The organism is Streptomyces sp. NBC_01235 (assembly GCF_035989285.1).
Taxonomy (GTDB): Bacteria; Actinomycetota; Actinomycetes; order Streptomycetales; family Streptomycetaceae; genus Streptomyces.
In genome coordinates this window covers 4,917,820-4,941,197 of sequence record NZ_CP108513.1, presented here as the reverse complement: position 1 = coordinate 4,941,197, position 23,378 = coordinate 4,917,820, and the positions used below count along the sequence as shown (strand labels likewise).

Below are 23,378 nucleotides of genomic sequence, written 5' to 3'. Positions count from 1 at the left end.
ATGATCCTGACGGCAGCCTTGCCGTCACCGAAGGTGTTGGCGGCTCGTCGGCCGGCCGCGGTCCGGCCACTGCAGTCGGCAGCTGCCGGGGATCGGGCACCAGGACGTTCCCGCAGCCGGGCAGCGTCTCCGGCCGGCACCTTCACCACCGCGTTCCCCTGTCCCACGCCGTCGTCCGCGCCGGAGAAGCCTTCTTCTGACGTCTGGTCGCGCCGGCGGCGGCCGGCCTGACGCCGAGACACGCTACTACTCTACGTGCGCGAAGTGCTACTTTGTGTTATCTGTGACGCTACATTGTGCCTGCATGCTGAGGCGGCGAGAACATCCGCCGCCCCCCGCGGCACCGATCCCGTCTCGCGACTTCGGAGGCTGTTCGCTGGTGCAGTCGATCACGAAAAGTCTCCGCGTCCGGCTGCCGGGGGTAAGTCCGGCGGCGATCGGAGGCACCCTGGCCACGCGACTGCTGGCCACGGCGATGAGCTTCGCGGCGGGCGTCATCGTGGCGCGAGGCATGGGGGTGCAGGGCAGGGCCACGTTCGCGGTGATGATCTCGGTCCCCACCGTGCTGAGCATCATCACGGTCCTGGGTATGGACAACGCCAACGCCCGGTTCGCCGGAACCTCGCACACCGCGTTCCGGCAGATCGTCCGGTGGAGCGTGGCGTTCTCCCTGGTTCCCGGTTCGGCGCTGGCGGGGCTGTGGCTGCTCCTCGGTCATCTCTGGCCGGTCGTGCTGCTCGGCGTGCCGTTCCGGCCGGCGGTGGTAGCGGCCGCCATGTGCCCGGTGACCTTGCTGACCACGCTGCTCGGAACGGCTGAGATCGGCCGCGGCCGGGTCAGGACGTACAACCTCGCGACCACCGTCCCCGCGGTCTGCCACCTTCTCGGAGTCTGCGGCCTGCTCGCCGCCGGATCGCTGACCCCCACCAGTTGCTTTCTGTCGGCGCTGGCCGGGCAACTGCTCTGCGCCGGGGTGCTGTTGATCGCGGCCACCGCCCGGGTCCAGGACGACGGTGAACCGGTGTCCGCCCGGGCCTTCGGCAGCTTCGCCATCAGGGCCTATCTCCCGAATCTCATCCATTACGGAATGCAGCGTCTCGATGTTCCGGTGATCCAACTGCTGGCCGGGGTGACGGCCGTGGCCATGTACGCCGTGGCGCTGCCCCTGGCCGAGGCGATGTTCCTGCTGCCGACGGCGGTCGCGCTGGTGATGTTCCCCGCGGTCACGTCGGGTGCCGTCGACGCGCGAGCGGCGGCCAGGATTGCCCGGACCGTGTTCGCTGCCGCCGCCGTGGCGGCCGCCGTGGCGGCGGCAGTTGCCCCCGTCCTGATCCCAGCGGTCTACGGGCAGCCGTACTCCGGTGCCGTGCAGGTGATCTGGGCGATGCTGCCCGGCCTGGTGCTGTTCAGCATGGGCCGCTCGCTCCAGGCATACCTGGCGGCTGCCGACCTGCTTCGGCCGGTGATCGCGGCCACCGTGATCGCTGCGATCGTCAACATCGCCCTGCTCGTAGTCCTGACCCCCCGCTATGCCGCGGTCGGTGCCGGCGCGGCCGACTCGGCCGGATACCTGGTGTTCGCGGTGCTGCTCGGCCGCGGCGTGCGGCTGGGCGTCCGCGACCGCCGGCGCCATCCGGCCGGGCTTGCCACCGAGGGGAGGCCGACGGCCCCTGCGCGCCCGTCGGTTGGGCGACTGTCGGTCAAGACGGTCGGAGATCGCCTGCGGGGCGCGTACCCGAGGCAGGTCGGGTCCGTTGCGTTCAACCGGGCACCCGTGGTCGCGGCGGGGCTCCTGACGGCGGCGGGTGTCGGCTGCCTCGCGACGGCGTACAGCCCCGCCGTCAGCACCGCCGGCGTCGTCAGCACCCTCAGCGCCGCCGGCCTCACGGTCATCGTGCTGGTCTGTCTGCTGATCCCGGACGCGGGTCTGTATGTGCTCGCCGCCGCGATCCCGTTCTCGCAGTCGGACGTCGGGGCCTCGCTGATCAGCCCGGGCCGGCTGGCCGCTCTGATGCTCGTCTGCCTGGTGGGTCGCGTCGTCTCCGGGAGGAAGATCGCATGGCCGAAGCTGATCGGCGCCCTGATCACCGTCGGCACGGTCGGTTACCTGGTCACCGCCAGTGCCGTGATCGGCGGCACCGATCTGCCGGGCACCGGCACCTGGAAGTACCTGCTGCTGGCGTGCGCGCCGCTGCTGCTGATGCCGCTGATCGCCGCACCCGGACCGGCTCTTGACCGAGCGCTCCTGGTGTTCTGCTGCGGCAGTGTGATTCTGGCCGTGATCGAGATCGTCCAGGCAGGGTCCATCTTCGCCATGAAGGGGGATCTCACCCCTGCCGACACCGCTGTTCTGGCCATCACTCAAGAGGGCGCGGCCAACCACAACGCCGTGGGTGCCCTGTTCGTCATGGCGGCCGCAGTCCTGCTCAGGCGCTGTGCGGTCGTCCGGAAGGGCCTGCCGCGGCTGGCGACCGGCGCCGGATTCGCCCTGCTCGCCCTGGGGGTTGCGTACTCGCTGAGCCGCGCGGCCTATCTGGCGGGAATCGCGGTGATCGTGCTCTACGCCGCCCGCAGATCGCTGCGTGGCGTCCTGGCCCTCGGCATCGGCGCGGCCTGCCTGGTTCCGCTGCTGCCCGCCGCGATCGCGGCCCGGTTCGACTCGATCCTCGGCGGCGCTCCGGACGCCAACTCCGCGGTGCGGATCGATCTGTGGAACAGCGCACTGCGGATGTTCGAGGCGCACCCGGTTTTCGGTGTCGGATATCTGAACTTCGCCGGCCAGTTGCCCGCCTACTACCAAGCCACCGGTGATTACGAGGTCATGTTCCTACAGCTCCCGCTCCTGGAATTCGCGCACAACACCTATCTGACAGTGCTCTCGCAGACCGGCCTGGTGGGTGCGGTCGGGATCGGCTCGCTTGCCGTGCTCGGCGCCCGCCGGGCCCGGTGCGCGATCCGTTCCGGTGATCCCGCCGGCGAGGCGGCACTGCTGGCCATGATCGGTGCGGGGGTCTGCTCGCTGTTCGGCGAGGTCCTGCTGGTTCCCCCTCTGCTGGCGGGTCTGATGCTGATCATCCTGGCCGCGAAGCCGGATCCGGCCGACGTACCGCCACCGCCGCCGCCACCGGTGCCGGAACGGGCGCAGGCGCGGGCATCGGCAGCGGTGGCGGTGGCGCGATGACCATGTCCGAGACCGGGAAGCCCCCGCGGCCGCTGCGCATCCTGCAGATCACCTCGACCGCCGTCGGCGGAAGCTGGTTCCACGATCAGGTGCGCGGCCTGGCCGAGCTGGGCAACGAGGTGTGCGCGGTGCTGCCCCGCGAGGGCCCGCTCGCCGATCGGCTGCGCGAGGTCCGGGGCGTGCGGGTGGAGATCATCGCGTTCGGACTGTCCCGCCGGGTCAGGCAGTTGCCGGGGCTGATGGCCGCGCAGTGGCGGCTGATGAAGTTCGTCAGGGAATACAAGCCGGATGTCATCCATTCGCATCTGATCATCGCGATGCTCGCGGCCCGAGTGGCGTCGGTCGCCCACCGGTCGGCGCTGGTCGTGTCGCAGGTTCCGGGACTGGTGCATCTACGGATGATCCCCTTCCGGATCCTGGAGAGGCTTTCGCTGCGTCGGGACGATCTGGTGCTCGGATCCTGCCGGGCGATCGCACGCCGCTACCAGGCCATGGGGGCACGATCGGTCGCGGTCAGCTACTACGGTTGCGACGTCCACCGGTTCGATCCGGCGACCTCGCCGGACGCGTTCCGCCGTGAGTTCGGGCTCGGCGGCGACACGCCGGCCGTCGGCATGGTCGCCTACATGTATCCGAGCAAGTTGCGGGAGTTCCGTCAGTTCGGCGTCAAGGGGCATGAAGTCTTCATCGACGCCGTCCCGCTGATCCTGCGACAGAACCCCGAAGCCAGATTCTTCGTGATCGGCGACGAGCTGGTCGGTGACGGGGAGTACCGGCGCCGGCTGGAACGCCGCGCCGCCCGGCTCGGCGTCGCCGACCGGATCCTGTTCACCGGTTTCCGGTCCGACATCAGCTCGGTCATGGCCGGGCTGGACGTACTGGTGAACCCGTCCATGGACGAGTCCGCCTGCTACACCGTGGTGGAGGCGTTGCTCATGCGCAAGGGCGTGGTGGCGACCGACGTCGGTGGCCTGCCGGACACCGTCCGGCACGGCCGCACCGGCCTGTTGATCCCGCCCGCCGATCCGGCGGCACTGGCTCGGGCCGTGAATGCCCTGGTCGCCGATCCCGCGGCGCGTCTGCGCATGGCCGGCCGCGGCCGGGAACTCGCGCTGCGGCAGTTCGACATCGCCGGGACGGTGAACCAGGTGAACGAGCTGTACCACCAGGCACTGGCCGCGCGGGGGCGTCGCAGGCGGCTCCGCAGGGAGAATCCGGCGTGAAGGACAGGACGCGGGCCACGACGACGCTGCTCGGCATGGCGGGGAAGGCGGCACGCGATCTGCGGCGGCCGAGCTTCCCGGTCGACCTGACGGCGCTGCCGGTCGACCTGCCGACCGACCAGCCGGGCAGGTACCCGCTCGACCTGCGGCCGATGACCGCCGGGAGCGTGCTCGACCAGGAGCGCCTGGTGGTGACCCGTGCCGCGAACGGTGAGACCTACCGAAACCCGGTCTCGGTCAGCCTGTATGCGCTCGCACAGCACACCGGCGCGCTCGCCGGCAGCCGGCACCCGGCCGTCCCGGACGAACGGCCGCCGGGCATCCAGGCTCTGCTGACCCAGGCCGGATGGCTGCGCGCCAGCCAGGACGGCAACGGCGGTTGGCGCTATCCGGTACCGGTGCCCCGGTACGGGGTGCGCCCCGGCTGGTACTCGGCCATGGCCCAGGGCCTGGCGGTGTCCGTGATGCTGCGCGGCTATGCCACGACCGGCGAGCGGTCCTTTCTTGACGCGAGCGAGGGTGCGGTGGAACTGATGCTCCGGCCGCTGGCCGCGGGCGGTTGCTCGCATTACGACCAACTGGGGCGTCCTTTCCTCGAGGAGTGCCCGTCGGAACCGGTCAGTCACATTCTCAACGGTGCGGTCTTCGCCCTCTTCGGCCTCTGTGAGCTGAGTCGGCATCAGGGCGTGGCTGTCCACCAGCGCGCCGCGGACCGGCTCCGCGAGTCGCTGGCCGAGTTCGACCTGGGGTACTGGACCAGATACGACCTGCTGCACCGCGCGCCCGCCAGCCTCGCCTACCACTGCCTGCACACCGCGTTGCTGACAGCGGCCGGAAGAGTGCTCGCCGACCCGCGATGGCCGGCGGTGGCAACGACATGGGACCGCTACACGCGGAGCCCGGCCCGGCGGCTGCGAGCCGCGGTGGGCAAGGGCCGTTTCGTACTCGGGGAGCGCCGTGCCGGATCGTGATCACGTCGCGCGACGGCCGGGCAGGTGCGATTCGCCGGCCGCGCCGCTGCGCGTCGTCCTGCTCGCGCCGGCCACGTCGGCGCACACCCGGCGCTGGGCGGACGACCTGGCCGTGCGGGGGCATCAGGTGACTGTCTGCAGCTGGCATGAGCCGGGTCTGCGTCCCGACGGCTGGCGAGCCTTGGCCGCCCCCGCCGGAGCGTGCCTGCCGTTGCGGGCAGTGCGCGCGGGGCACTGGCTGCGCCGCGAGGTGCGCCGGGTGCGGCCGGATGTCATCCATGTCCATTCGCTCGGCCTGCACGGAGCGCTTTCCCTGCTGCTGCCGGCCCGCCCGGCGGTGCCGGTCGTGATCACTCCGTGGGGATCTGAACTGCGCGCGGCGGACCGGCATCCCGGCCGGGCGTCGGTCGCCTGGCTGGCGCTCCGGCGGGCCACCCGTGTGGTGCCGACCTCCCAGGAGGTGGCCGAGCACGTCGCGAGCCGATACCGGGTCCTCCGCTCACGGATCACGGTTCTTTCCTGGGGGGTCCCGGACGTGCTGCTGGATGCGGGGAACGACGCCGATCCCCTGTTGACGCGCGCGAGGTACGGCATTCCGGCCGGAGCCACGGTCGTGCTGTCGGTCCGCAGCACGTCGGAGGTCTACCGGACCCGCGAGATTCTCGCGGCATTCACCCACGCTGCGCGGGTCCGGGCCGACCTGTTCCTCGTGTTGCTGGTGGGGCACCGGCCGGCTCATACCGCCGCCAGACGCGCGCAGGAGGAATATCTCGTGCCGTTGCGCGGCCGGGCACAGGATCTGGAGGGCCGGGTCGCCGTCATCGATCAGCCACTCGGCCAGGCCGAGATGTTCAGTCTGATGCGCGCGAGCGATGCGGCGATTTCGGTTCCCCGGGCCGACCAGCGAAGTTCATCGGTGCTCGAGGCAGCGGCTGCCGGGTGCCGGCTGCTGCTCTCCGACATCGCCCCCTACCGGGAACTGGTGACGGACGGCCTGCTGGCGGACCTGCTTCCCGATCCGTTGGTCAGCTCGTTGGCTGATGCTCTCTCAAGCGCACGGCCGCTGGACGCCGCGGATCGCCTGGCCAATCGTCAGCTGATCGGCCAGGCCGAGCGCGGCTCCCAGAAGGTCGCGGAACTCGAACGGCTGTACAGGGATCTGGCCCGCGCCGGGACGGTGTGACCAGGGCCCTCTGTATGCGGAGGGTCAACGACGAGTGCCTTGCGCCGGAAGGCGCCACCACCCACTGCTGGTTCAGCGGGCGGTGCGGCTCGGCGTCTGTGCCGGAACAAGGGCGACACGGAACATCTTGGGCCAGAACTTGCCTGTCAGGAGGAATTGGTCCGTTCCGGGGACGGCCGCGATGCCGTTCAGGGTGGAGCCGGGGACGAGTTCGTCGGCGTGCAGGAGGCCCGAGGCGTCGATGCTCGCCGTCACCGCGCCGGTGATGGGGTCGATGCGCACGATGCGTTCGGTGAAGAGCACGTTGGCGTAGACGGCGCGGTCGGCGCACTCCAGTTCGTTCACACTCGTCACCGGTCGGCCGTCTTCGGTCACGGTGACCTCGCCCGTCTTCGCGAGGGTGCGCGGATCGCGGAAGGTCAGTCGTGCCGAGCCGTCGCTCGTCACCAGCTGCCGCTTGAGGCGGTCGAAGCAGATGCCCCAGCCTTCGGCGGGGTAGGGGAGGCGGCGCAGCTCTCTCAGCGTCGTCGCGTCCCGCTCGATGGCGATCCCGTCCCGCCAGGTCAGCTGCCACAGGGTTCGACCCAGCAGGGTGATCCCCTCGCCGAAGAGAGGAGCGGAAAGGCCGGTGCCCACCGTGGGTGGCTTGCCGGGGGACCCGGACCGTACGGAGGACCGACCGGCCAGCCCGGTGCCCTCGTAGAGCGTGCCGCCCTTCATCTCCAGGCCCTCGGTGAACGATGTCGGGTCGTGGGGGAGGGCTTCGAGGACCTTCACCCGCAGGTGCTCGACCTGGTGGGGGCCGGCCTGTCGCCAGTGCGAGTGGCTTCGGCCGGCCGGATCGCCGGACACCGCTTCGACGTCCCGCCGGGCCGCGAGCGGCTCCGATTCGGTGAGCAGCGCGGTGGCTGCGGTCCAGACGGAGCCGGTGACCAGGAGCGCCGCGATGGCCGGCAGGGCGTATCTCAGTGTGCGGCGACGGCCCGCGGCCCGGTTGCCGGAACGCCTGGTTCCAGGCAAGCGGACGGCGTTCCGGCCTGGGCCGGAACGCCGTGGTTGCGTCGTGTGCACTTCCTGATCCGTCAGGAACTGCGACGACGACGTACGGCCAGCATCGTGCCACCGCCCGCCACGAGCAGGGCGGTCGCGGTGCCGCCGATCATCAGGGCCTTGTCACTGCCCGTCGTCGCGAGCTTCTTGCCGTTCTGTTCCGCGTGCGGGTGATTCGCCGGCTCGGCGGCTGCGGCGAGTTCGTGGGACCCGCTGCGGCTGTCGTCCTGTCCGTTGTTCCCACCGTTGTTCCCGCCGTTGTGTCCACCGTGTCCTGCCTGGTCGTGGTGCCCGGGCCTGCCCGGGTGGTGGGGCGGCTTCGGGGGTGGGGTGGGCCTCACCCTGCCCTGTACGTAGATGCTGACGCCGACACTCGGGTCGGGGTGGCTCGAGGTGAGCCGGAAGACGTGCCATCCGGTAATGGTGTTCACCGGGATGGTCACGGTCCCCGCGACCGATCCGTCGGACCGGGCCCGGAAGCGGCCGAGCACGACCGGGGTTGATTCCAGGAGCGCCGTGACGGCCGACCGAGGGGCGAACACGCCGGAGACGGTGCTGAAGGTCAACGACGCCCCGGCTGTCACCGTGGTGGTACTGACGGACAGGGGCGGGGGCGGCGGCGGGTACGGCTGCGCCGAGGCGGCCTGCGCCCCGATCAGCGGTCCCCCGATGAGAATGGCGGTCGATGCCGCCGATGCCAGAGCGGCCCGCCATCTGCGCGATGCTGTCATCTTCTTCAATCTCCTCGACTTGGGTCTGCGGGGTCCGTGATTCGGTCGTGATTCGGTGGGTGGGCACCAAGGTCTGTATATATGGAATAAATGGAACATAACGACATTTACTGGCGCGGCGGTGCAAGAAGTCACCGGATTGGCGGAGTCCCCGCTCGCACGGTGTGCGTCGCAAGGGTCGTTCGAGGGGCCGACACAGGGGGTGGCTCCCTCGCTCGAGGCGTCCGAGTCCCTATGGTCGACTGCGTCCATAGGGAACAGAAAGCCCCAATTCGGGTGGTTCCCCCAGTCCCGTGAGGGGTACAGCTTGGATCTCCAAGGATTCCTGAAGGCTCTTGCCAGACGCTGGCCGACGGTCGCGGTCTGTCTGGTTCTCGCGGTCGGGGCGGCGCTCGCCGTGACAAGCCTGAGCACCCCCGTCTACGAGGCGAGGACGCAGCTCTTCGTCGCCACCCGCACCGGTGAGGACACCGTCGATCTGAACCAGGGGCAGACCTTCTCGCAGGCGCGGGTGCAGTCGTACGCCGAGATTGTGAGGACCCGTCAGGTCACCGCTCCCGTTGTGAAACAGCTGCGGCTGCGCAGCACCCCGGAGGAGCTGGCGTCCCGGATCACCGCCGTCGTCCCGCTCAAGACCGTACTCATCGACATCACCGTCCGGGACACCGTGCCCCAGCGCGCGGCGCGCATCGCCAACGCCGTGGCCAAACGGTTCAGTTCGGTTGTCGAGCAGTTGGAGACCCCCAAGCGTTCGGTCCGCTCGCCGCGGTCCGACAAGAGTGGTGAGGGCGAGGATGCCGCGCCGGTGTCCCCGGTCTCCCTGGGTGTCACCCAGGAAGCCATCGCCCCCACCGGTCCCGCGTCGCCCCGCCCGTTGCTGAACCTGGCCGCGGGTGTGCTCGGCGGCCTGTTGCTCGCTGCCGGGCTGGTCGCCCTGCGTGAGACGCTCGACACCACGTTCAAGACGAGCGAGGCGCTGGGCGAGTTCATCTCGCTGGCCGGCCTGGGCACCATTCCGTACGACAGGAACGCCCCAAGGCAGCCGCTGGTCAGCGCCGACGGGCACTCCGAGCGCGCCGAGGCTTTCCGCAAGCTGCGTACCAACCTGCAGTTCTCGCGGGTCGACGATCCGCCGCGGATCATCGTGGTGACGAGCTCGGTGCCCGGTGAGGGCAAGACGAACACCGCGATCAACCTCGCCCTCTCTCTCGCCGAGGGCGGCGTCTCCACCTGCCTCGTGGACGGTGACCTGCGCCGCCCGTGCGTGGCGCCGGCCTTCGGCCTCGTCCAGGACGCGGGCCTCACCACGGCGCTCATCGGACAGGCCCGTCTCGAGGACGTGATGCAGGAGGTCGCCGGCGGGCTCGCGGTGCTCGCCAGCGGTGCTGTGCCGCCGAACCCGGCGGAACTGCTCGCCTCGGCGCGCATGGAAGAGGTGCTGCGTGAACTCGCGGGCATGTACCAGGTCGTGATCGTCGACACTGCCCCGCTGCTGCCGGTCGCTGACACCGTGGGGCTCGCCTCCCTCGCCCAGGGCGCACTGCTCGTCGTACGGGCCGCGAAGACCAGCCGGGACCAGGTGCGCACCGCCACGGAGGCATTGGAGCGCGTGGGTGTCCGCGTGCTCGGCACCGTGTTCAGCATGGCTCCGGTTTCCAAGGGCGGCCGCTACGGCGCCTACGGGCAGTACGGCGAGCTGCCCGCTCCGCGTATGTCGGCTTTGCTGGAAGGGAGGGGCGCCTCCGCGACGACGAATCCCACGGACCGGACATGACCCGGATCCTGTTCGTCTGCACCGGAAACGTGCACCGCTCGGTGCTCGCCGAGCGCCTGCTGGCGGCGAGACTGCCGCCCGGCGCGGCCCTGCGGCCGGAGAGCGCCGGCACGGCGGCGTGGCACCGCTCCCGTATGGAGGACACTACCCGGGCGGTCCTGGAGGAGCTGGGTGGCGACGGAGTCGGATTCGCTTCCCGCCCGCTCACCGCGCAGCTCGTGGTGGACGCCGCGCTGGTTCTCGGACTTGCGCGCGAGCACCGGGAGGCGGCGGTGCGCCTCGCGCCGTCGGCGATGCGGCGCTGCTTCACCCTGAAGGAGTTCGCGCGCCTCGCGGACGGGGGCGGTGCGGGGGGCGGGGGTGAATTCGGCGCCGTGGTGGCGGCCGCGGCCACCCGCCGCGGTGCCGCGGCCCCGGTCCCGCCGGCCGAGGACGACATCCCGGACCCCTGGGGCAGGCCCCGCGAGGAGCTGTACGCGTGCGCCCTGGAGATCGACAGGACGGTGAGCGGGCTGGTCAGGCTGTGGGGGATGCGCCCTTAGCGCGCGGTGATCGTCAGCGCGAGCGAGGCGTGGCGTGGTTCGGTCCGGTGGGGAACGGGCGCCGGCGTGCGGCGGGCGGCACCGGGCCCGCGCTCCTCCGTGAGCGGTTCCGGCAGGGCGAGCCGGTCGGCAAGGGCGTACGAACGCCGATCGTCCCCCGCCTCGCCGGTCACCGAGCTCTTTCGGCCTCGCCGGTCCGGGGTGCCCGTTCGAGCCCTGTCCGATCCGGTGCGCCTCGCCCCGCCCGCCCGCGGTCAGCCCGCGCAGCGCTCTTCTGCGAGCGGAGGTGGGGCCGGGGCGCCGGAGGGGGAGGCCGGTGGAGCCGTACGAGACGTCATGGGTCTGGGCACAGCAGATGACCGCCGGAAGATCTTGTGCGGATCCGCGGGGTTCGCGGACCCGCGGGGTTCGCGGGCCTGTCCGCGGCGTTCGGGGCGGGTGGTCCGGCCCCTCAATCGGGCCGGCCCCGGGACCGTACCCTGGAGGCATGAGCACCCCCGCCGCCCCTGAGCCGCGCGAGCCGAAGGCCGCGCTGATCTTCGACGACCCGCTGGACCGGCAGTCCTCGGACGACACCGACCGCGGGTGGGGCGAGCGGCCGGCGGCCGACGGCGACAGCGCCGCCGACCTGAAGCGCTTCCTCGACGAGAAGCCGCCCCACCACATCTGAACCCGGCGGGCCCAGCGGGGCGCCGTCCGCAGCGCCGCTACCGCTCGCTGTGGCCCGAGCCCCGCTGGGCGACCAGCGCGTCGCGGATCTCCTTGAGGACTTCCAGCTCGGTCACCTCGATGACCTCCTGCGTGCCCTCCTTGGCCTTCCTGCGGGCCTCCATCCTCGCCAGGTACTTCGACATGGGCAGGACCATCAGGAAGTAGACGACCGCCGCGGTGATCACGAAGGTGAGCGTCGCGCCGAGGACGGAGCCCCACAGGATCCGCACCCCCGTCGCACTGTCGCCCGTACCCGTGCAGGGGCCCTTGAGACAGGAGTTGTAGCTGTCCAGGTTCTTGGTGCCGACCGCCCCGATGAGCGGGTTGATGATCCCCTTCACCACCGAGTTGACGATGTTGGTGAAGGCCGCGCCGATCACTACCGCGACAGCCAGATCGACAACGTTCCCGCGCATCAGGAAGGCCTTGAAGCCCTGCCAGACGGTTGCCTTCTTTTCGCTCACCTCGGGGACACTCCTCACATGTACAGGTTGTGGAACAAACAGCTCCGCAACCTACGTCAACGCGAGGCGGGTGTGTCCAATGCGGTAGCTCGAACGAGGGGCTCGACTTCACCACAGGGTCACCGCCAGCCGAGCCGTGGCGCTCGCGCCCGCCAGCCGCGCCGCAGTGGACCGGGGCACCGAGAGCACGACCAGCGCACCGCCGTCGGCGGCGCTCCCGGGGGTGTCCAGCGGCTCCGGCACCTTCGTCACGAGTGCCCCGCGCGCGACCACACGGGCCTCGCCGCCCACGCCGCCACCGCCGCCCAACGCCGGCTGCTCGGCGGCGATGACGTCGACCCGGTCGCCGGGCCTCAGCAGCCGCACGGTGGCCGCGTCGGCGATCCGCACCGGCGCCGTCACCTTGTCCACCGCGCGAGGGCCAGGCACCGGGGCGCGCACCGACGTCTGCGCGCGGGCGTGCGAGCCCCGGCTTGCTTCTCCGCCCGCGCCTGCGACCGGATGTCCACGCGCCGGGTCGCCGATCTGTGGGCCCGCCGCCACGAGCGCGGCGGCGGTGACGGCGAGACCGATCGCGAGGGCCCGCCGCCGGCTCCGCACGAGCCGTTGCAGCCGGTACCGCCCCCCGCGGACCCGCACGGGAGCGAAGGACGGCACCTCGCACGTGGCGGGAGCGTCCGCGCCGGGTGGGTGCGCCGCGGAGGGGAGAGGGGGAGGCGCCGGCGGAGAGAAAGGATCAGGAGAGAAAGACGCAGGAGAGGTGGGAGGAGGGAGAGGAGCGGGAGGAGGGAGAGGGGCGGTGCGGGCGGGAGGAGAGGTAGGGGCGAGGGAGGAGTCGGACATGGGATCACCACCTGTGACGAGGGAGACGGGCTTGCGAACCCACGATGGGTCTTCGCGCCGCCGCTCGCCGGAGCCGGTGGACTACCGACGGGTTGTGGACAACTCCCTCACCCGAACGGGAGGTTCCGCCCCCCTGCGTCCACCGTCTCCCCTCTCCCTCTCCCCTCTCCCGCTCCCGTCCCCGCCCCGGAAGCCGTCCGTTACGGCAGCTCGAACCCCGGGTTCAGTCCGCCCAGCGCCTTCGTGCACAGGCAGTTCCGCTCCTCGTTCGAGGGCAGCGCGGCCACCGCGTCGAACAGGACACCTCGCAGCCGGTCCACATTCGCCGAGAACACCCGCAGAACCTCCTCGTGGGACACGCCCTCGCCGCTCTCGGCGCCCGCGTCCAGATCGGTGACCAGGGTCAACGACGTGTAGCAGAGCTCGAGTTCCCGGGCGAGCGCGGCCTCCGGATGGCCCGTCATACCCACCACCGACCAGCCCTGCGCCCGGTGCCACAGGGATTCGGCGCGGGTCGAGAACCGCGGCCCCTCGATCACGGCCAGCGTTCCGCCGTCCACAGGCTCCCACTCCCGCCCGCGTGCCGCCTTCAGCGCCGCCGAGCGCCCGGCGGGGCAGTAGGGGTCGGCCAGGGACACGTGCACCACGTTGGGCACCGTGCCGTCGGGCAGGGGCAGCCCGTCGAAATACGTCCCGACCCGCGACTTCGTTCGGTCGACGAGCTGATCGGGCACGAGCAGCGTGCCAGGCCCGTACTCGGGGCGCAGACCGCCCACCGCGCACGGAGCGAGGACCTGGCGCACTCCGAGCGAGCGCAGCGCCCACAGGTTGGCCCGGTAGTTGATCCGGTGGGGCGGCAGATGGTGGCCACGCCCGTGCCGGGGCAGGAAGGCGACCCGCCGGCCGGCGATCTCGCCGAGGAAGAGGGAGTCGCTGGGCGGCCCGTAGGGGGTGTCGACCTGTATCTCGGTCACGTCGTCGAGGAACGCGTAGAAGCCGGACCCGCCGATCACACCGATCTCCGCGCCGGCCTCGATAGTGCCGGCCCCGATCCCCACGTTCGCGTTGTTCGCCATGTCCCGCACCCTAACCGCCGTCGAAAACGCCGATGACCCCGCCGTCGGATGACGACAGGGTCCCGTAAGAAGGGGGTCTTACGTGGCAGGCCTGAGCGCGGTCTACGCGGCCGAGCTGTTGCCGGTCGAGGTCCCCGTGCTCGACGACTTCGAGTCCGAGGAGGACGACGACGAGGTCGAGCTCGACGACTTCGAGTCGGAACCGGACGTCGACGACTTCGAGGACGACGACGCCGGCGAGCTGCTCGAGGAGGAGCCGCGGCTGTCGTTGCGGTAGAAACCGGAGCCCTTGAAGACGATGCCGACCGCGGAGAACACCTTCTTGAGGCGGCCACCGCAGTTGGGGCACTCGGTCAGGGCGTCGTCGGTGAACTTCTGCACCGCCTCGAGGCCCTCGCCGCACTCGGTGCACTGGTACTGGTAGGTCGGCACTTGTCTTCCTCCTGGCACTCTCACTCAGTGAGTGCTAACGACGGTCTATCTTGACGCATTCCCGAGGATCAGTCCACTGTCACCGGCACGCGGTGACCGACGCCACGTGCGACGGTACGCGCGCGTGGGCGCGTCTCCAGCCGAGAACGCAGCGCCAGCAGGACTGCCAGGGCGGCCACTGTGCCGCCCATCGGCACCAGGAAACCGGCGCCGCCCCAGAAGCGGTCCTCCAGCTGTCCGGCGACCGTGACGGCCGCCGCCTGTCCGAGCGCCACCGCGCCCGTCAGCCAGGTGAACGCCTCGGTGCGGGCTCCGGCCGGGACCAGGCTCTCGACCAGGGTGTAGCCGGTGATCAGCGCGGGCGCGATGCACATGCCGACCAGGAGGCCGAGGCCCGCCAGCACGAACACCGAGTGCGCGGCCCACAGGCCGGAGGCGACGAGGGCCAGCGCGGCGTAGGCGACGACCAGGCGTCGCTGCGGGGCGGCCTTCCAGGCGATCGCGCCGCACACCAGTCCGGAGAGCATGTTGCCCGCGGCGAAGGTGCCGTACAGGACGCCGTTCAGGCCGGGCTCGCCGATCGACTCGGTGAACGCGGCCAGCGAGACCTGCATGCCGCCGAAGACGGAGCCGATGCCCAGGAAGACCGCGATCAGCACGCGCACACCGGGGACATGCAGCGCAGAGGCGTGCTCCACGCGCGCGTGCCCGGCGGCGGCGACCTGGGGCTGCGTGCTCTTCCGTGCGGCGAACAGCAGGCCGCCGAGCAGAGTCAGCGAGGCCTCGGTGACCAGGCCGGCGGCCGGGTTCACGGCGGTGCACAGGGCGGTCGCCAGCAGCGGGCCGAAGACGAAGGTGAGCTCGTCGGTGACGGACTCGAAGGCCGCCGCGGTGGTCATCAGGGGCGAGCCCTTCAGCTTCACGCCCCAGCGGGCCCGCACCATGGGCCCGATCTGCGGCACGGACGCGCCCGTGGGCACGGCCGCCGCGAACAGCGCCCACAGGGGCGCGTGGGCGAGGGCGAGGGCCGTGAAGGTGAGGCCCGACAGCGTGTGCACGAGCACGCCGGGGATCAGCACGGCGCGCTGGCCGTAGCGGTCGGCGAGGCGCCCGCTGTAGGGGGCGCACAGCGCCATGGAGACGCCGGTGACGGCCGCGGCGGCGCCGGCGGCGCCGTACGAGCCGGTGGTGTGCTGCACGAGCAGCACGATGGAGATGGTGAGCATCGCGAACGGCTGGCGTGCCGCGAAGCCGGGGAGCAGGAACGTCCAGGCGCCGCGAGTGCGCAGCAGGTGTCCGTAACCCGGGCGGGAGGTGACCGTGGATGCCACGGCCCGTGCCTTTCTGCCGCCTGGTAGCGCGGCCCCATGTGCGGGCCGGGGCGCCGAGAGCTGTCCTCTTGCGCGGACTGCGGTAGATGCCGGCGCCCACTGCGGAGGGGTTCTCGGCCGCCATACGGTCGCGCCAGCACTGCGTCAGGCAGAGTTGGTTCGATCAGAATGCGCCTTCATCGTACAGGGATCAACGCCTGGTGCGCCTGTGAAAACGAGCACCACGCATGCGTTCACCTGCGTTTGGCGGGGGTGTGAACTGTGCGAAACATGTCCTTAACGGCCCGAGCCGGCGTTGTCCGTCCCGAGCCACCCGGCGAGCTTGCCGCCGTGGCCCACCGCGCGCAGCCGTTGTTCCGCCGCGTCCCGGACCGGGTCGGTGGCGACCACGAGCAGTTCGTCCCCGCGCCGCAGCACCGTCGCCGGCAGCGGGACAAACGATTTTCCTTCGCGCACGACGAGGGTGACGGCGGCCCCGGCCGGGAGCCGCAGTTCGTTGACCTCGACGCCGTGCATCTTCGACCCCTCGGGGATCGCGACCGACAGCAGGTGCCCGCGCAGCCGCTCCAGGGGCGCCGACTCGACGCCGAGGTCGGCGGCCTCGGCGTCCTCGCCCAGCCGCAGCTTGCGCGCAAGCCAGGGCAGCGTCGGCCCCTGGACCAGGGTGTAGACGACGACCAGGACGAAGACGATGTTGAAGATGCGACGGCTGCCCTCGATGCCGCTCACCATGGGGATCGTCGCCAGAATGATGGGCACGGCGCCGCGCAGCCCGGCCCAGGACATGAGCGTCTGCTCCTGCCAGGGCACCCGGAACGGCGTCAGGCACAGCACGACGCTGAGCGGGCGGGCCACCATGGTCAGCACGAGGCCGATGACGAGCGCGGGCAGCACGTCGTCGCCCAGCTCGTGCGGGGTGACCAGGAGGCCGAGCAGTACGAACATGCCGATCTGGGCGATCCAGCCGAGGCCGTCGGCGAACCCGCGCGTGGCGGGCCAGTGCGGCAGTTTCGCGTTGCCCATGACCATCGAGGCGAGGTAGACGCCCAGGAAGCCGCTGCCGTGCGCCAGCGAGCCCGCGGCGTACGCGGTGATGGCGATCGCCATGACGGCGATCGGGTAGAGGCCGGAGGCGGGCAGCGCGACGTGCCTGAGGCCCCAGGAGCCCAGCCAGCCGACCGCGAGGCCGATGGCAGCGCCGATGGCCAGCTCCAGGGCTATCTCGCCCAGCAGCACGTACCAGTGCTCGACGGGGCCCGCCGTGGAGAAGGCGACCACCAGGATGACCACCGGGGCGTCGTTGAAGCCGGACTCGGCTTCCAGGGTGCCCGTCACGCGTGAGGGCAGGGGGATCTTGCGCAGGACGGAGAAGACCGCCGCCGCGTCCGTCGAGGACACCACCGCGCCGATGATCAGCGCCTGCCGCCACTCCAGTCCCGTCACGAAGTGCGCGGCCGTGGCGGTGACGCCGACGCTCACCGCGACGCCGGCCAGCGCCAGCGCGGTGGCGGACGGCAGGGCCGGTTCGATCTCCTTCCACTTCGTGCCGAGGCCGCCCTCGGCGAGGATCACGACCAGGGCGGCGTAGCCGATGACCTGGGTCAGTTCGGCGTTGTTGAAGTGGATGTGGCCGATGCCGTCCTGGCCCATGGTGATGCCGATCCCCAGGTACACGAGCAGGCTGGGGAGCCCGCTGCGCGAGGAGATCCGGACCGCTGCGACGGCGACGAGCAGGACGAGCGAGCAGACAAGCAGGAGCTGGTTGAGGTGGTGGACAGTCAGCGGCGGTTCCCTTTCACCGGCGTGCGCGCCGCGCGTACGGGCGCACACGTGCATCGGATACATCGGACACGAAGCTGCACGCCCCGGACCCAACTACTTCGTTACCTTACCTAACTCTTGACGATTTCTTGACGCTCGGCGAGGCAAGATCGAACATTCTTCCGTGCTGGTACCCGACTCCGCGTCAAGTGGCGCGAGGCCCTGCGCCTATGGTTGCTCCAGCACTCCAGGACCGCCTGCCGCTCGCGTTAGGACAGCAAGGACAGCGATGCCCCCCAACACCACCGCCACATCGGGTGACAAGCCCGGCAAGTCCGGCAGGAAGAAGGGGCGCAAAGCCCGTTTGATCGTGCTTGTGCTGGTGCTGGCCATCATCGGAGGCATCGCCTACGGCGCCTACTGGTCCATCAGCACCGTCCGCGCGTCCTTCCCGCAGACCAAGGGTTCGATCACGCTCGAGGGCCTGTCCGGGGCCGTCGACGTGAAGCGGGACGGCTACGGCATCCCGCAGATCTACGCGGATTCCGACGAGGACCTCTTCATGGCGCAAGGCTACGTCCAGGCGCAGGACCGGTTCTACGAGATGGACGTACGTCGGCACATGACGTCCGGGCGGCTGTCGGAGATGTTCGGCAAGGGCCAGGTCGACAACGACGAGTTCCTGCGCACCATGGGCTGGGACCGCGTCGCCAAGCAGGAGTACGACACCAAGCTGTCGCCCGACACCAAGAAGTACCTCCAGGCGTACGCCAAGGGAGTCAACGCCTACCTCAAGGGCAAGGACGGCGCGGACATCTCCCTGGAGTACGCGGCCCTGGGCTTCACCAACGACTACAAGCCCGCCGAGTGGACTCCGGTCGACTCGGTCTCCTGGCTGAAGGCGATGGCCTGGGACCTGCGCGGCAACATGCAGGACGAGATCGACCGCGCCCTGATGACCAGCCGTCTCGGCCCGCAGCAGATCGCCGAGCTGTACCCGCAGTACCCGTACGACCGCAACCGGACGATCGTCCAGCAGGGCAAGTACGACGAGCTGACGAAGACGTTCGAACAGAGCGGTAGCGGGAGCGGCTCCGGGGGCAGCTCCACGAGTGGCAGCACGGGCGGCGGCACCGGAACGTCGGACGGCACGAGCTCGGCCCTGCAGAGCCAGCTCTCGGGCCTCTACAACGTCCTGGACGACCTGCCCACGGCCGTCGGCGTGAACGGCAACGGCATCGGCTCCAACTCCTGGGTCGTCGCCGGTAAGTACACGATCACCAACAAGCCGCTGCTGGCCAACGACCCGCATCTGTCGGCCTCGCTGCCGTCCGTCTGGTACCAGATGGGCCTGCACTGCCGGACGGTCTCCAGCAAGTGCCAGTACGACGTCTCCGGCTACACCTTCGCGGGCATGCCCGGCGTGATAATCGGCCACAACCAGACGATCTCCTGGGGCATGACCAACTCGGGTGTCGACGTCACCGACCTCTACCTGGAGAAGCTCTCCGGCGACGACGGCTACGTGTACGACAACAAGGTGAAGCCCTTCATCACGCGCGAGGAGACCATCAAGGTCGCCGGCGGCGCGTCCAAGAAGATCGTCGTCCGGCAGACCCAGGACGGGATGCCCCTGTTGTCCGACCGCGACGACGAGCTCGTCAACGTCGGCAAGAAGGCCACCGTCGACGCCGCGGCGCCCGACCGCGGCGACGGTTACGGCGTCGCCCTGAGATGGACGGCGCTGGAAGCGGGCACCTCCGTGAACGCCGTCTTCGACTTGAACAAGGCGAAGGACTGGGACGACTTCCGTGCCGCGGCCAAGGCCTTCGACGTGCCCTCGCAGAACCTCGTCTATGCCGACACCGCGAACCACATCGGCTACCAGCTGCCCGGAAAGATCCCCACGCGCGCGAAGGGCCTCGACGGCTCGATCCCCGCGCCCGGCTGGTACTCCAAGTACCAGTGGACCGGCTACATCGATTTCGACGAGCTGCCCTACGAGCACGACCCCGCGCGCGGGTACATCGTCACCGCCAACCAGGCCGTCGTCGACAAGGACAAGTACCCTTACACGCTCACCACGGACTGGGGCTACGGCGCGCGCAGCCAGCGGATCACCGACCTGATCAAGGGCAAGATCAAGGGCGGCGGCAAGATCTCCACCGACGACATGCGGCAGATGCAGCTGGACAACGACAGCCAGATCGCCCGGCTGCTCGTGCCCGCCCTGCTGAAGATCAACCTGGACGACCCGGACGTTCGTGAGGCGCAGAAGCTGCTGCAGGGCTGGGACTACACCCAGGACCCCGACTCCGCGGCGGCCGCCTACTTCAACGCCGTCTGGCGGAACATCCTCAAGCTGGCCTTCGGCAACAAGCTGCCCAAGGAGCTGCGCGTCGAGGGGCAGTGCCTGTGGGTCGACCCGGTCGACAGCACCGGCCCGGTCGACGACACCGACAAGGTCTCCGAGTGTGGTGAGCGTGACGCCGACCAGGCGCAGCCGGACGGCGGCGACCGCTGGTTCGAGGTCGTGCGCAACCTCATGGACAAGCCGGACAGCGACTGGTGGACGACGCCCAAGTCTGTCAGCGGCCGCCCCGGCGCCGACCACAACCGCGACAAGCTGTTCGAGCGGGCCCTGATCGACGCCCGCTGGGAGCTGACCGCCAAGCTCGGCAAGGACATCGACACCTGGAGCTGGGGCCGGCTGCACCGCCTGTTCCTGAAGAACCAGACCCTGGGCACCAGCGGCCCCGGCTTCCTGCAGTACATCCTCAACCGCGGCCCCTGGAAGCTCGGCGGCGGCGAGGCGGCGGTCAACGCGACCGGCTGGAACGCGGCCGGCGGCTACGGCGTCGTGTGGGTGCCGTCGATGCGGATGGTGGTCAACCTCGACGACCTCGACAAGTCGAAGTGGATCAACCTCAGCGGCGCCTCGGGACACGCCTTCAGCGCCCACTACACCGATCAGACGGGCAAGTGGGCCAACGGCGAGCTGCTCGACTGGTCCTTCTCGAAGAAGGCGGTCGACGACAGCACCAGCGACACCCTGGTCCTCAAGCCCTGAGCGGCCGCACGGGGAAAGGGGCCCTCCACACGCGCGTGGACGGCCCCTTTCCCATGCAGGCGGACGGGTCAGGTGAAGCGCCGCACTCCCGAGGGCGTCACCACGGCGTGCACCGGCCGGTCGTGCGCCTCCTCGGGGACGCGCTCGACGACCTCGGTGTCGTACAGGAGCACCACCAGCGCGGGGTGGGCGCCGGAGTCCGCCAGGCGGGCCAGCACGCGGTCGTACGAGCCTCCGCCGCGGCCCAGCCGCATGCCGCGCTCGTCGACCGCGAGCCCCGGCAGCAGCACCACGTCGGCGGCCGTCACGGCGTCCGGGCCGAGGCGCTCGCCGGCCGGCTCCAGGAGGGCCATCTTCCCGCCGTGCCGGACCCGCGCGAGGGAGCCCTCACCGGCGTAGGCGCCCCAGTCCAGGTCGTTGTCGGGCATCAGTGCGGGGAGCAGGACACGCACGCCCCGCGCGCGCAGCGCGTCCAGCAGCGCCAGGGTGCCGGGTTCGGTGTCCACGGAGACGTACGCCGCCACCGTGCGCGCGTGCGCCAACTCGGGCAGTTCCAGGGCGCGGGCGGCCAGTGCCTCGGCGGCCGTCCGCACGTCATCCGTCGTCAACCTGTTCCTCACGGCGAGGAACTCTCGCCGAAACCTGCGCTTGTCAGACTCCGGTACGCCTTCGAGGTGGCTCATATGTCGCTCCCACATTGCTCACGCACTTCTCCCCCACCGTTCCCGCGCGGTCATATGATCATGAATTAACCGAAGGTACAGATTCCTCTCAAAGTCAGCGGATAAGGTTGCCGCCATGACTCAGTCGCACCCCAGGATCAGCAAGGCTGTCATCCCCGCGGCCGGCCTCGGCACCCGGTTCCTGCCGGCCACCAAGGCCACTCCCAAGGAGATGCTGCCGGTCGTGGACAAGCCGGCTATCCAGTACGTGGTCGAGGAGGCCGTCTCCGCCGGTCTCGACGACGTCCTCATGGTCACGGGCCGCAACAAGCGCCCCCTCGAGGACCACTTCGACCGCAACTACGAACTGGAGTCGGCGCTGCAGAAGAAGGGCGACGCCGCCAGGCTCGCCAAGGTCCAGCAGTCCAGCGACCTCGCGACCATGCACTACGTGCGACAGGGTGACCCCAAGGGCCTCGGACACGCCGTCCTGTGCGCGGCCCCGCACGTCGGACAGGAGCCTTTCGCCGTCCTGCTGGGCGACGACCTGATCGACCCCCGCGACCCGCTCCTGAAGCGGATGATCGAGGTACAGGAGCGGCACGGCGGCAGCGTCGTCGCGCTCATGGAGGTCGCCCCCGAGCAGATCCACCTCTACGGCTGCGCGGCCGTCGAGCCCACCGCGGAAGGCGACGTGGTCAAGGTGACCGGCCTCGTCGAGAAGCCGGACCCGGCGGACGCCCCGTCGAACTACGCGATCATCGGACGCTACGTCCTCGACCCGAGCGTGTTCGGCATACTCCGTCAGACCGAGCCCGGCCGCGGCGGCGAGATCCAGCTCACCGACGCCCTCCAGCAGCTCGCGCAGGACGAGAAGGTCGGCGGCCCCGTCCACGGCGTCGTCTTCAAGGGCCGGCGCTATGACACCGGCGACCGCGGCGACTATCTGCGTGCCATTGTCAGACTCGCGTGCGAACGTGAAGATCTGGGTCCGGACTTCCGGTCCTGGCTTCGCAGTTACGTCACCGAGGAGATGCAGCCACTTTGAGCACCGCCGCGCCCCGCCCCGTCGGCCAGGACCACCTCTGGTCGGTGGACGAACACCTCGCGGACATCCTCGCCACCGTCCGCCCCCTGGAACCCATCGAGCTGCAACTGCCCGACGCCCAGGGCTGCGTCCTGGTCGAGGACGTCACGGTGCCGGTCTCACTGCCGCCCTTCGACAACAGCTCCATGGACGGGTACGCGGTACGGGTCGCGGATGTCGCGGGCGCGAGTGAGGAGTTCCCGGCGGCCCTGGAGGTCGTCGGGGACGTCGCGGCCGGCCACCAGGCCGACCTGCTGTACGTGGGACCGGGCCAGGCCGCCCGGATCATGACCGGCGCCCCGCTCCCGTCCGGCGCCGAAGCCGTCGTCCCCGTGGAGTGGACCGACGGCGGGCTCGGCGAGGGCCCGGTCAGCGGGATGCGCGCCCGCAGCCTCGCCCCCGAGCAGGCCTCGGGGCACGTGCGTGTGTACCGGCCCGCCGAGGCACGCGCGCACGTGCGCGCGATGGGCAGCGACGTGAAGGCCGGCGACCGCGCACTCGACGCCGGAACAGTCCTCGGCCCGCCCCAGATCGCCCTGCTCGCCGCGATCGGCCGTGCCGCCGTACGCGTGCGCCCGCGCCCGCGCGTGGTCGTCATGTCCACCGGCAGCGAACTCGTCCAGCCCGGCGAGGAACTGGGCAGCGGCCAGATCTATGACTCCAACAGCTTCGCCCTGACCGCGGCCGCCCGCGACGCCGGCGCCATCGCCTACCGGGTCGGCGCGGTCGCCGACGACGCCGACACGCTCCGCTCCACCATCGAGGACCAGCTCGTCCGCGCCGACCTCGTCGTCACCACCGGCGGCGTGAGCGTCGGGGCGTACGACGTCGTCAAGGAGGCCCTGGAGCACGTCGGCGACGAGGACGAGGCGGGCAGCGGCATCGAGTTCCGCAAGCTCGCCATGCAGCCCGGCAAGCCCCAGGGATTCGGCTCCATCGGCCCCGACCACACCCCCCTGCTGGCCCTGCCCGGCAACCCGGTGTCGTCGTACGTCTCCTTCGAGCTGTTCGTCCGCCCCGCCATCCGCATCCTCATGGGCCTCGACGACGTCCACCGGCCGACCACGCGCGCGAAGCTCACCGCCGACAAGGCGCTGACCTCGCCCAAGGGCCGCAGACAGTTCCTGCGCGCCGCCTACGCCGACGGCGCCGTCCGCCCGGTCGGCGGCGCCGGCTCCCACCTGGTCGCGGCCCTCGCGCACGCCGACTCGCTGATCGTCGTCCCCGAGGACGTGGAATCCGTCGAGCCCGGCACCGAGGTCGAGGTGGTCCTCCTCGGCTGAGCA

Annotated in this window: 20 protein-coding genes; 10 read left to right on the top strand and 10 right to left on the bottom strand. The window is 70.6% G+C overall.

Annotated elements, in window-relative coordinates:
* Window positions 1–379: 379 nt before the first annotated feature.
* The 4 genes from OG289_RS21830 to OG289_RS21815 are packed head-to-tail and all read left to right on the top strand — an operon-like array spanning window position 380 to window position 6,558.
* Window positions 380–3,181, top strand: coding sequence for an O-antigen ligase family protein (locus OG289_RS21830; protein ID WP_327315715.1), 2,802 nt, complete (start codon window positions 380–382; stop codon window positions 3,179–3,181).
* Window positions 3,178–4,404: a glycosyltransferase family 4 protein gene (locus OG289_RS21825; protein ID WP_327315714.1), complete on the top strand. Its 1,227-nt coding sequence runs from the start codon at window positions 3,178–3,180 to the stop codon at window positions 4,402–4,404. Before OG289_RS21830 ends, OG289_RS21825 begins: the two co-directional genes overlap by 4 nt.
* Window positions 4,401–5,375 (top strand): D-glucuronyl C5-epimerase family protein, encoded by a 975-nt coding sequence (locus tag OG289_RS21820; RefSeq protein ID WP_327315713.1) that lies wholly within the window; start codon window positions 4,401–4,403, stop codon window positions 5,373–5,375. The genes OG289_RS21825 and OG289_RS21820 overlap by 4 nt, the downstream gene beginning before the upstream one ends.
* Complete coding sequence (locus OG289_RS21815; protein ID WP_327315712.1) at window positions 5,362–6,558, top strand: glycosyltransferase family 4 protein; 1,197 nt, start codon at window positions 5,362–5,364, stop codon at window positions 6,556–6,558. The genes OG289_RS21820 and OG289_RS21815 overlap by 14 nt, the downstream gene beginning before the upstream one ends.
* 72 nt (window positions 6,559–6,630) lie before the next feature.
* Here the strand turns inward: OG289_RS21815 and OG289_RS21810 are convergent, their stop codons facing one another.
* The gene (locus OG289_RS21810) at window positions 6,631–7,578 is read right to left on the bottom strand and encodes a glutaminyl-peptide cyclotransferase (RefSeq protein ID WP_327315711.1); all 948 of its coding nucleotides are present in this window, start codon (window positions 7,576–7,578) and stop codon (window positions 6,631–6,633) included.
* 62 nt (window positions 7,579–7,640) lie between these two features.
* A complete protein-coding gene (locus tag OG289_RS21805; protein WP_327315710.1) occupies window positions 7,641–8,339 on the bottom strand; it encodes a hypothetical protein in 699 nt (232 codons plus the stop codon).
* A 307-nt stretch (window positions 8,340–8,646) separates the two neighbouring features.
* On the opposite strand from OG289_RS21805, the gene OG289_RS21800 reads away from it, so the two are divergent.
* Both OG289_RS21800 and OG289_RS21795 read left to right on the top strand, forming a co-directional pair.
* Window positions 8,647–10,113: a polysaccharide biosynthesis tyrosine autokinase gene (locus OG289_RS21800; RefSeq protein ID WP_327315709.1), complete on the top strand. Its 1,467-nt coding sequence runs from the start codon at window positions 8,647–8,649 to the stop codon at window positions 10,111–10,113.
* Window positions 10,110–10,655 carry an arsenate reductase/protein-tyrosine-phosphatase family protein gene (locus OG289_RS21795; RefSeq protein WP_327315708.1) on the top strand — a complete coding sequence of 182 codons (546 nt, stop codon included), beginning with the start codon at window positions 10,110–10,112 and terminating at the stop codon, window positions 10,653–10,655. The genes OG289_RS21800 and OG289_RS21795 overlap by 4 nt, the downstream gene beginning before the upstream one ends.
* Here OG289_RS21795 and OG289_RS21790 read toward each other — a convergent pair.
* Entirely contained in the window at window positions 10,652–10,828 is a 177-nt protein-coding gene (locus tag OG289_RS21790) for a hypothetical protein (RefSeq protein ID WP_327315707.1), read from the bottom strand. The genes OG289_RS21795 and OG289_RS21790 overlap by 4 nt on opposite strands.
* A gap of 314 nt (window positions 10,829–11,142) precedes the next feature.
* On the opposite strand from OG289_RS21790, the gene OG289_RS21785 reads away from it, so the two are divergent.
* The gene (locus tag OG289_RS21785; RefSeq protein ID WP_327315706.1) at window positions 11,143–11,325 is read left to right on the top strand and encodes a hypothetical protein; all 183 of its coding nucleotides are present in this window, start codon (window positions 11,143–11,145) and stop codon (window positions 11,323–11,325) included.
* A 37-nt stretch (window positions 11,326–11,362) separates the two neighbouring features.
* Here the strand turns inward: OG289_RS21785 and mscL are convergent, their stop codons facing one another.
* The 6 genes from mscL to OG289_RS21755 all read right to left on the bottom strand — a co-directional run bounded on the left by mscL (window position 11,363) and on the right by OG289_RS21755 (window position 17,357).
* Entirely contained in the window at window positions 11,363–11,830 is a 468-nt protein-coding gene (mscL, locus tag OG289_RS21780; RefSeq protein ID WP_327315705.1) for a large conductance mechanosensitive channel protein MscL, read from the bottom strand.
* Between the two features lie 108 nt (window positions 11,831–11,938).
* Window positions 11,939–12,487, bottom strand: coding sequence for an RcpC/CpaB family pilus assembly protein (locus tag OG289_RS21775; RefSeq protein WP_442818932.1), 549 nt, complete (start codon window positions 12,485–12,487; stop codon window positions 11,939–11,941).
* A 386-nt stretch (window positions 12,488–12,873) separates the two neighbouring features.
* Window positions 12,874–13,749 (bottom strand): S-methyl-5'-thioadenosine phosphorylase, encoded by an 876-nt coding sequence (locus OG289_RS21770; protein WP_327315703.1) that lies wholly within the window; start codon window positions 13,747–13,749, stop codon window positions 12,874–12,876.
* Between the two features lie 102 nt (window positions 13,750–13,851).
* On the bottom strand, window positions 13,852–14,181 hold the full coding sequence (locus tag OG289_RS21765) for an FmdB family zinc ribbon protein (RefSeq protein ID WP_327315701.1): 330 nt from the start codon (window positions 14,179–14,181) through the stop codon (window positions 13,852–13,854).
* A 68-nt stretch (window positions 14,182–14,249) separates the two neighbouring features.
* Window positions 14,250–15,512: an MFS transporter gene (locus OG289_RS21760; RefSeq protein ID WP_327315700.1), complete on the bottom strand. Its 1,263-nt coding sequence runs from the start codon at window positions 15,510–15,512 to the stop codon at window positions 14,250–14,252.
* 276 nt (window positions 15,513–15,788) lie between these two features.
* A complete protein-coding gene (locus tag OG289_RS21755; RefSeq protein WP_442818931.1) occupies window positions 15,789–17,357 on the bottom strand; it encodes a potassium/proton antiporter in 1,569 nt (522 codons plus the stop codon).
* Between the two features lie 205 nt (window positions 17,358–17,562).
* On the opposite strand from OG289_RS21755, the gene OG289_RS21750 reads away from it, so the two are divergent.
* Window positions 17,563–20,343 (top strand): penicillin acylase family protein, encoded by a 2,781-nt coding sequence (locus OG289_RS21750; protein ID WP_327315699.1) that lies wholly within the window; start codon window positions 17,563–17,565, stop codon window positions 20,341–20,343.
* A gap of 68 nt (window positions 20,344–20,411) precedes the next feature.
* Here the strand turns inward: OG289_RS21750 and OG289_RS21745 are convergent, their stop codons facing one another.
* On the bottom strand, window positions 20,412–21,026 hold the full coding sequence (locus tag OG289_RS21745) for a 5-formyltetrahydrofolate cyclo-ligase (protein ID WP_327315698.1): 615 nt from the start codon (window positions 21,024–21,026) through the stop codon (window positions 20,412–20,414).
* A 115-nt stretch (window positions 21,027–21,141) separates the two neighbouring features.
* Here OG289_RS21745 and galU point away from each other — a divergent pair, with 115 nt between their 5' ends.
* Together galU and glp are read left to right on the top strand one after the other, a co-directional pair.
* On the top strand, window positions 21,142–22,053 hold the full coding sequence (galU, locus tag OG289_RS21740) for a UTP--glucose-1-phosphate uridylyltransferase GalU (RefSeq protein WP_327315697.1): 912 nt from the start codon (window positions 21,142–21,144) through the stop codon (window positions 22,051–22,053).
* The gene (glp, locus tag OG289_RS21735) at window positions 22,050–23,375 is read left to right on the top strand and encodes a molybdotransferase-like divisome protein Glp (protein WP_327315696.1); all 1,326 of its coding nucleotides are present in this window, start codon (window positions 22,050–22,052) and stop codon (window positions 23,373–23,375) included. The genes galU and glp overlap by 4 nt, the downstream gene beginning before the upstream one ends.
* Window positions 23,376–23,378: the final 3 nt, after the last annotated feature.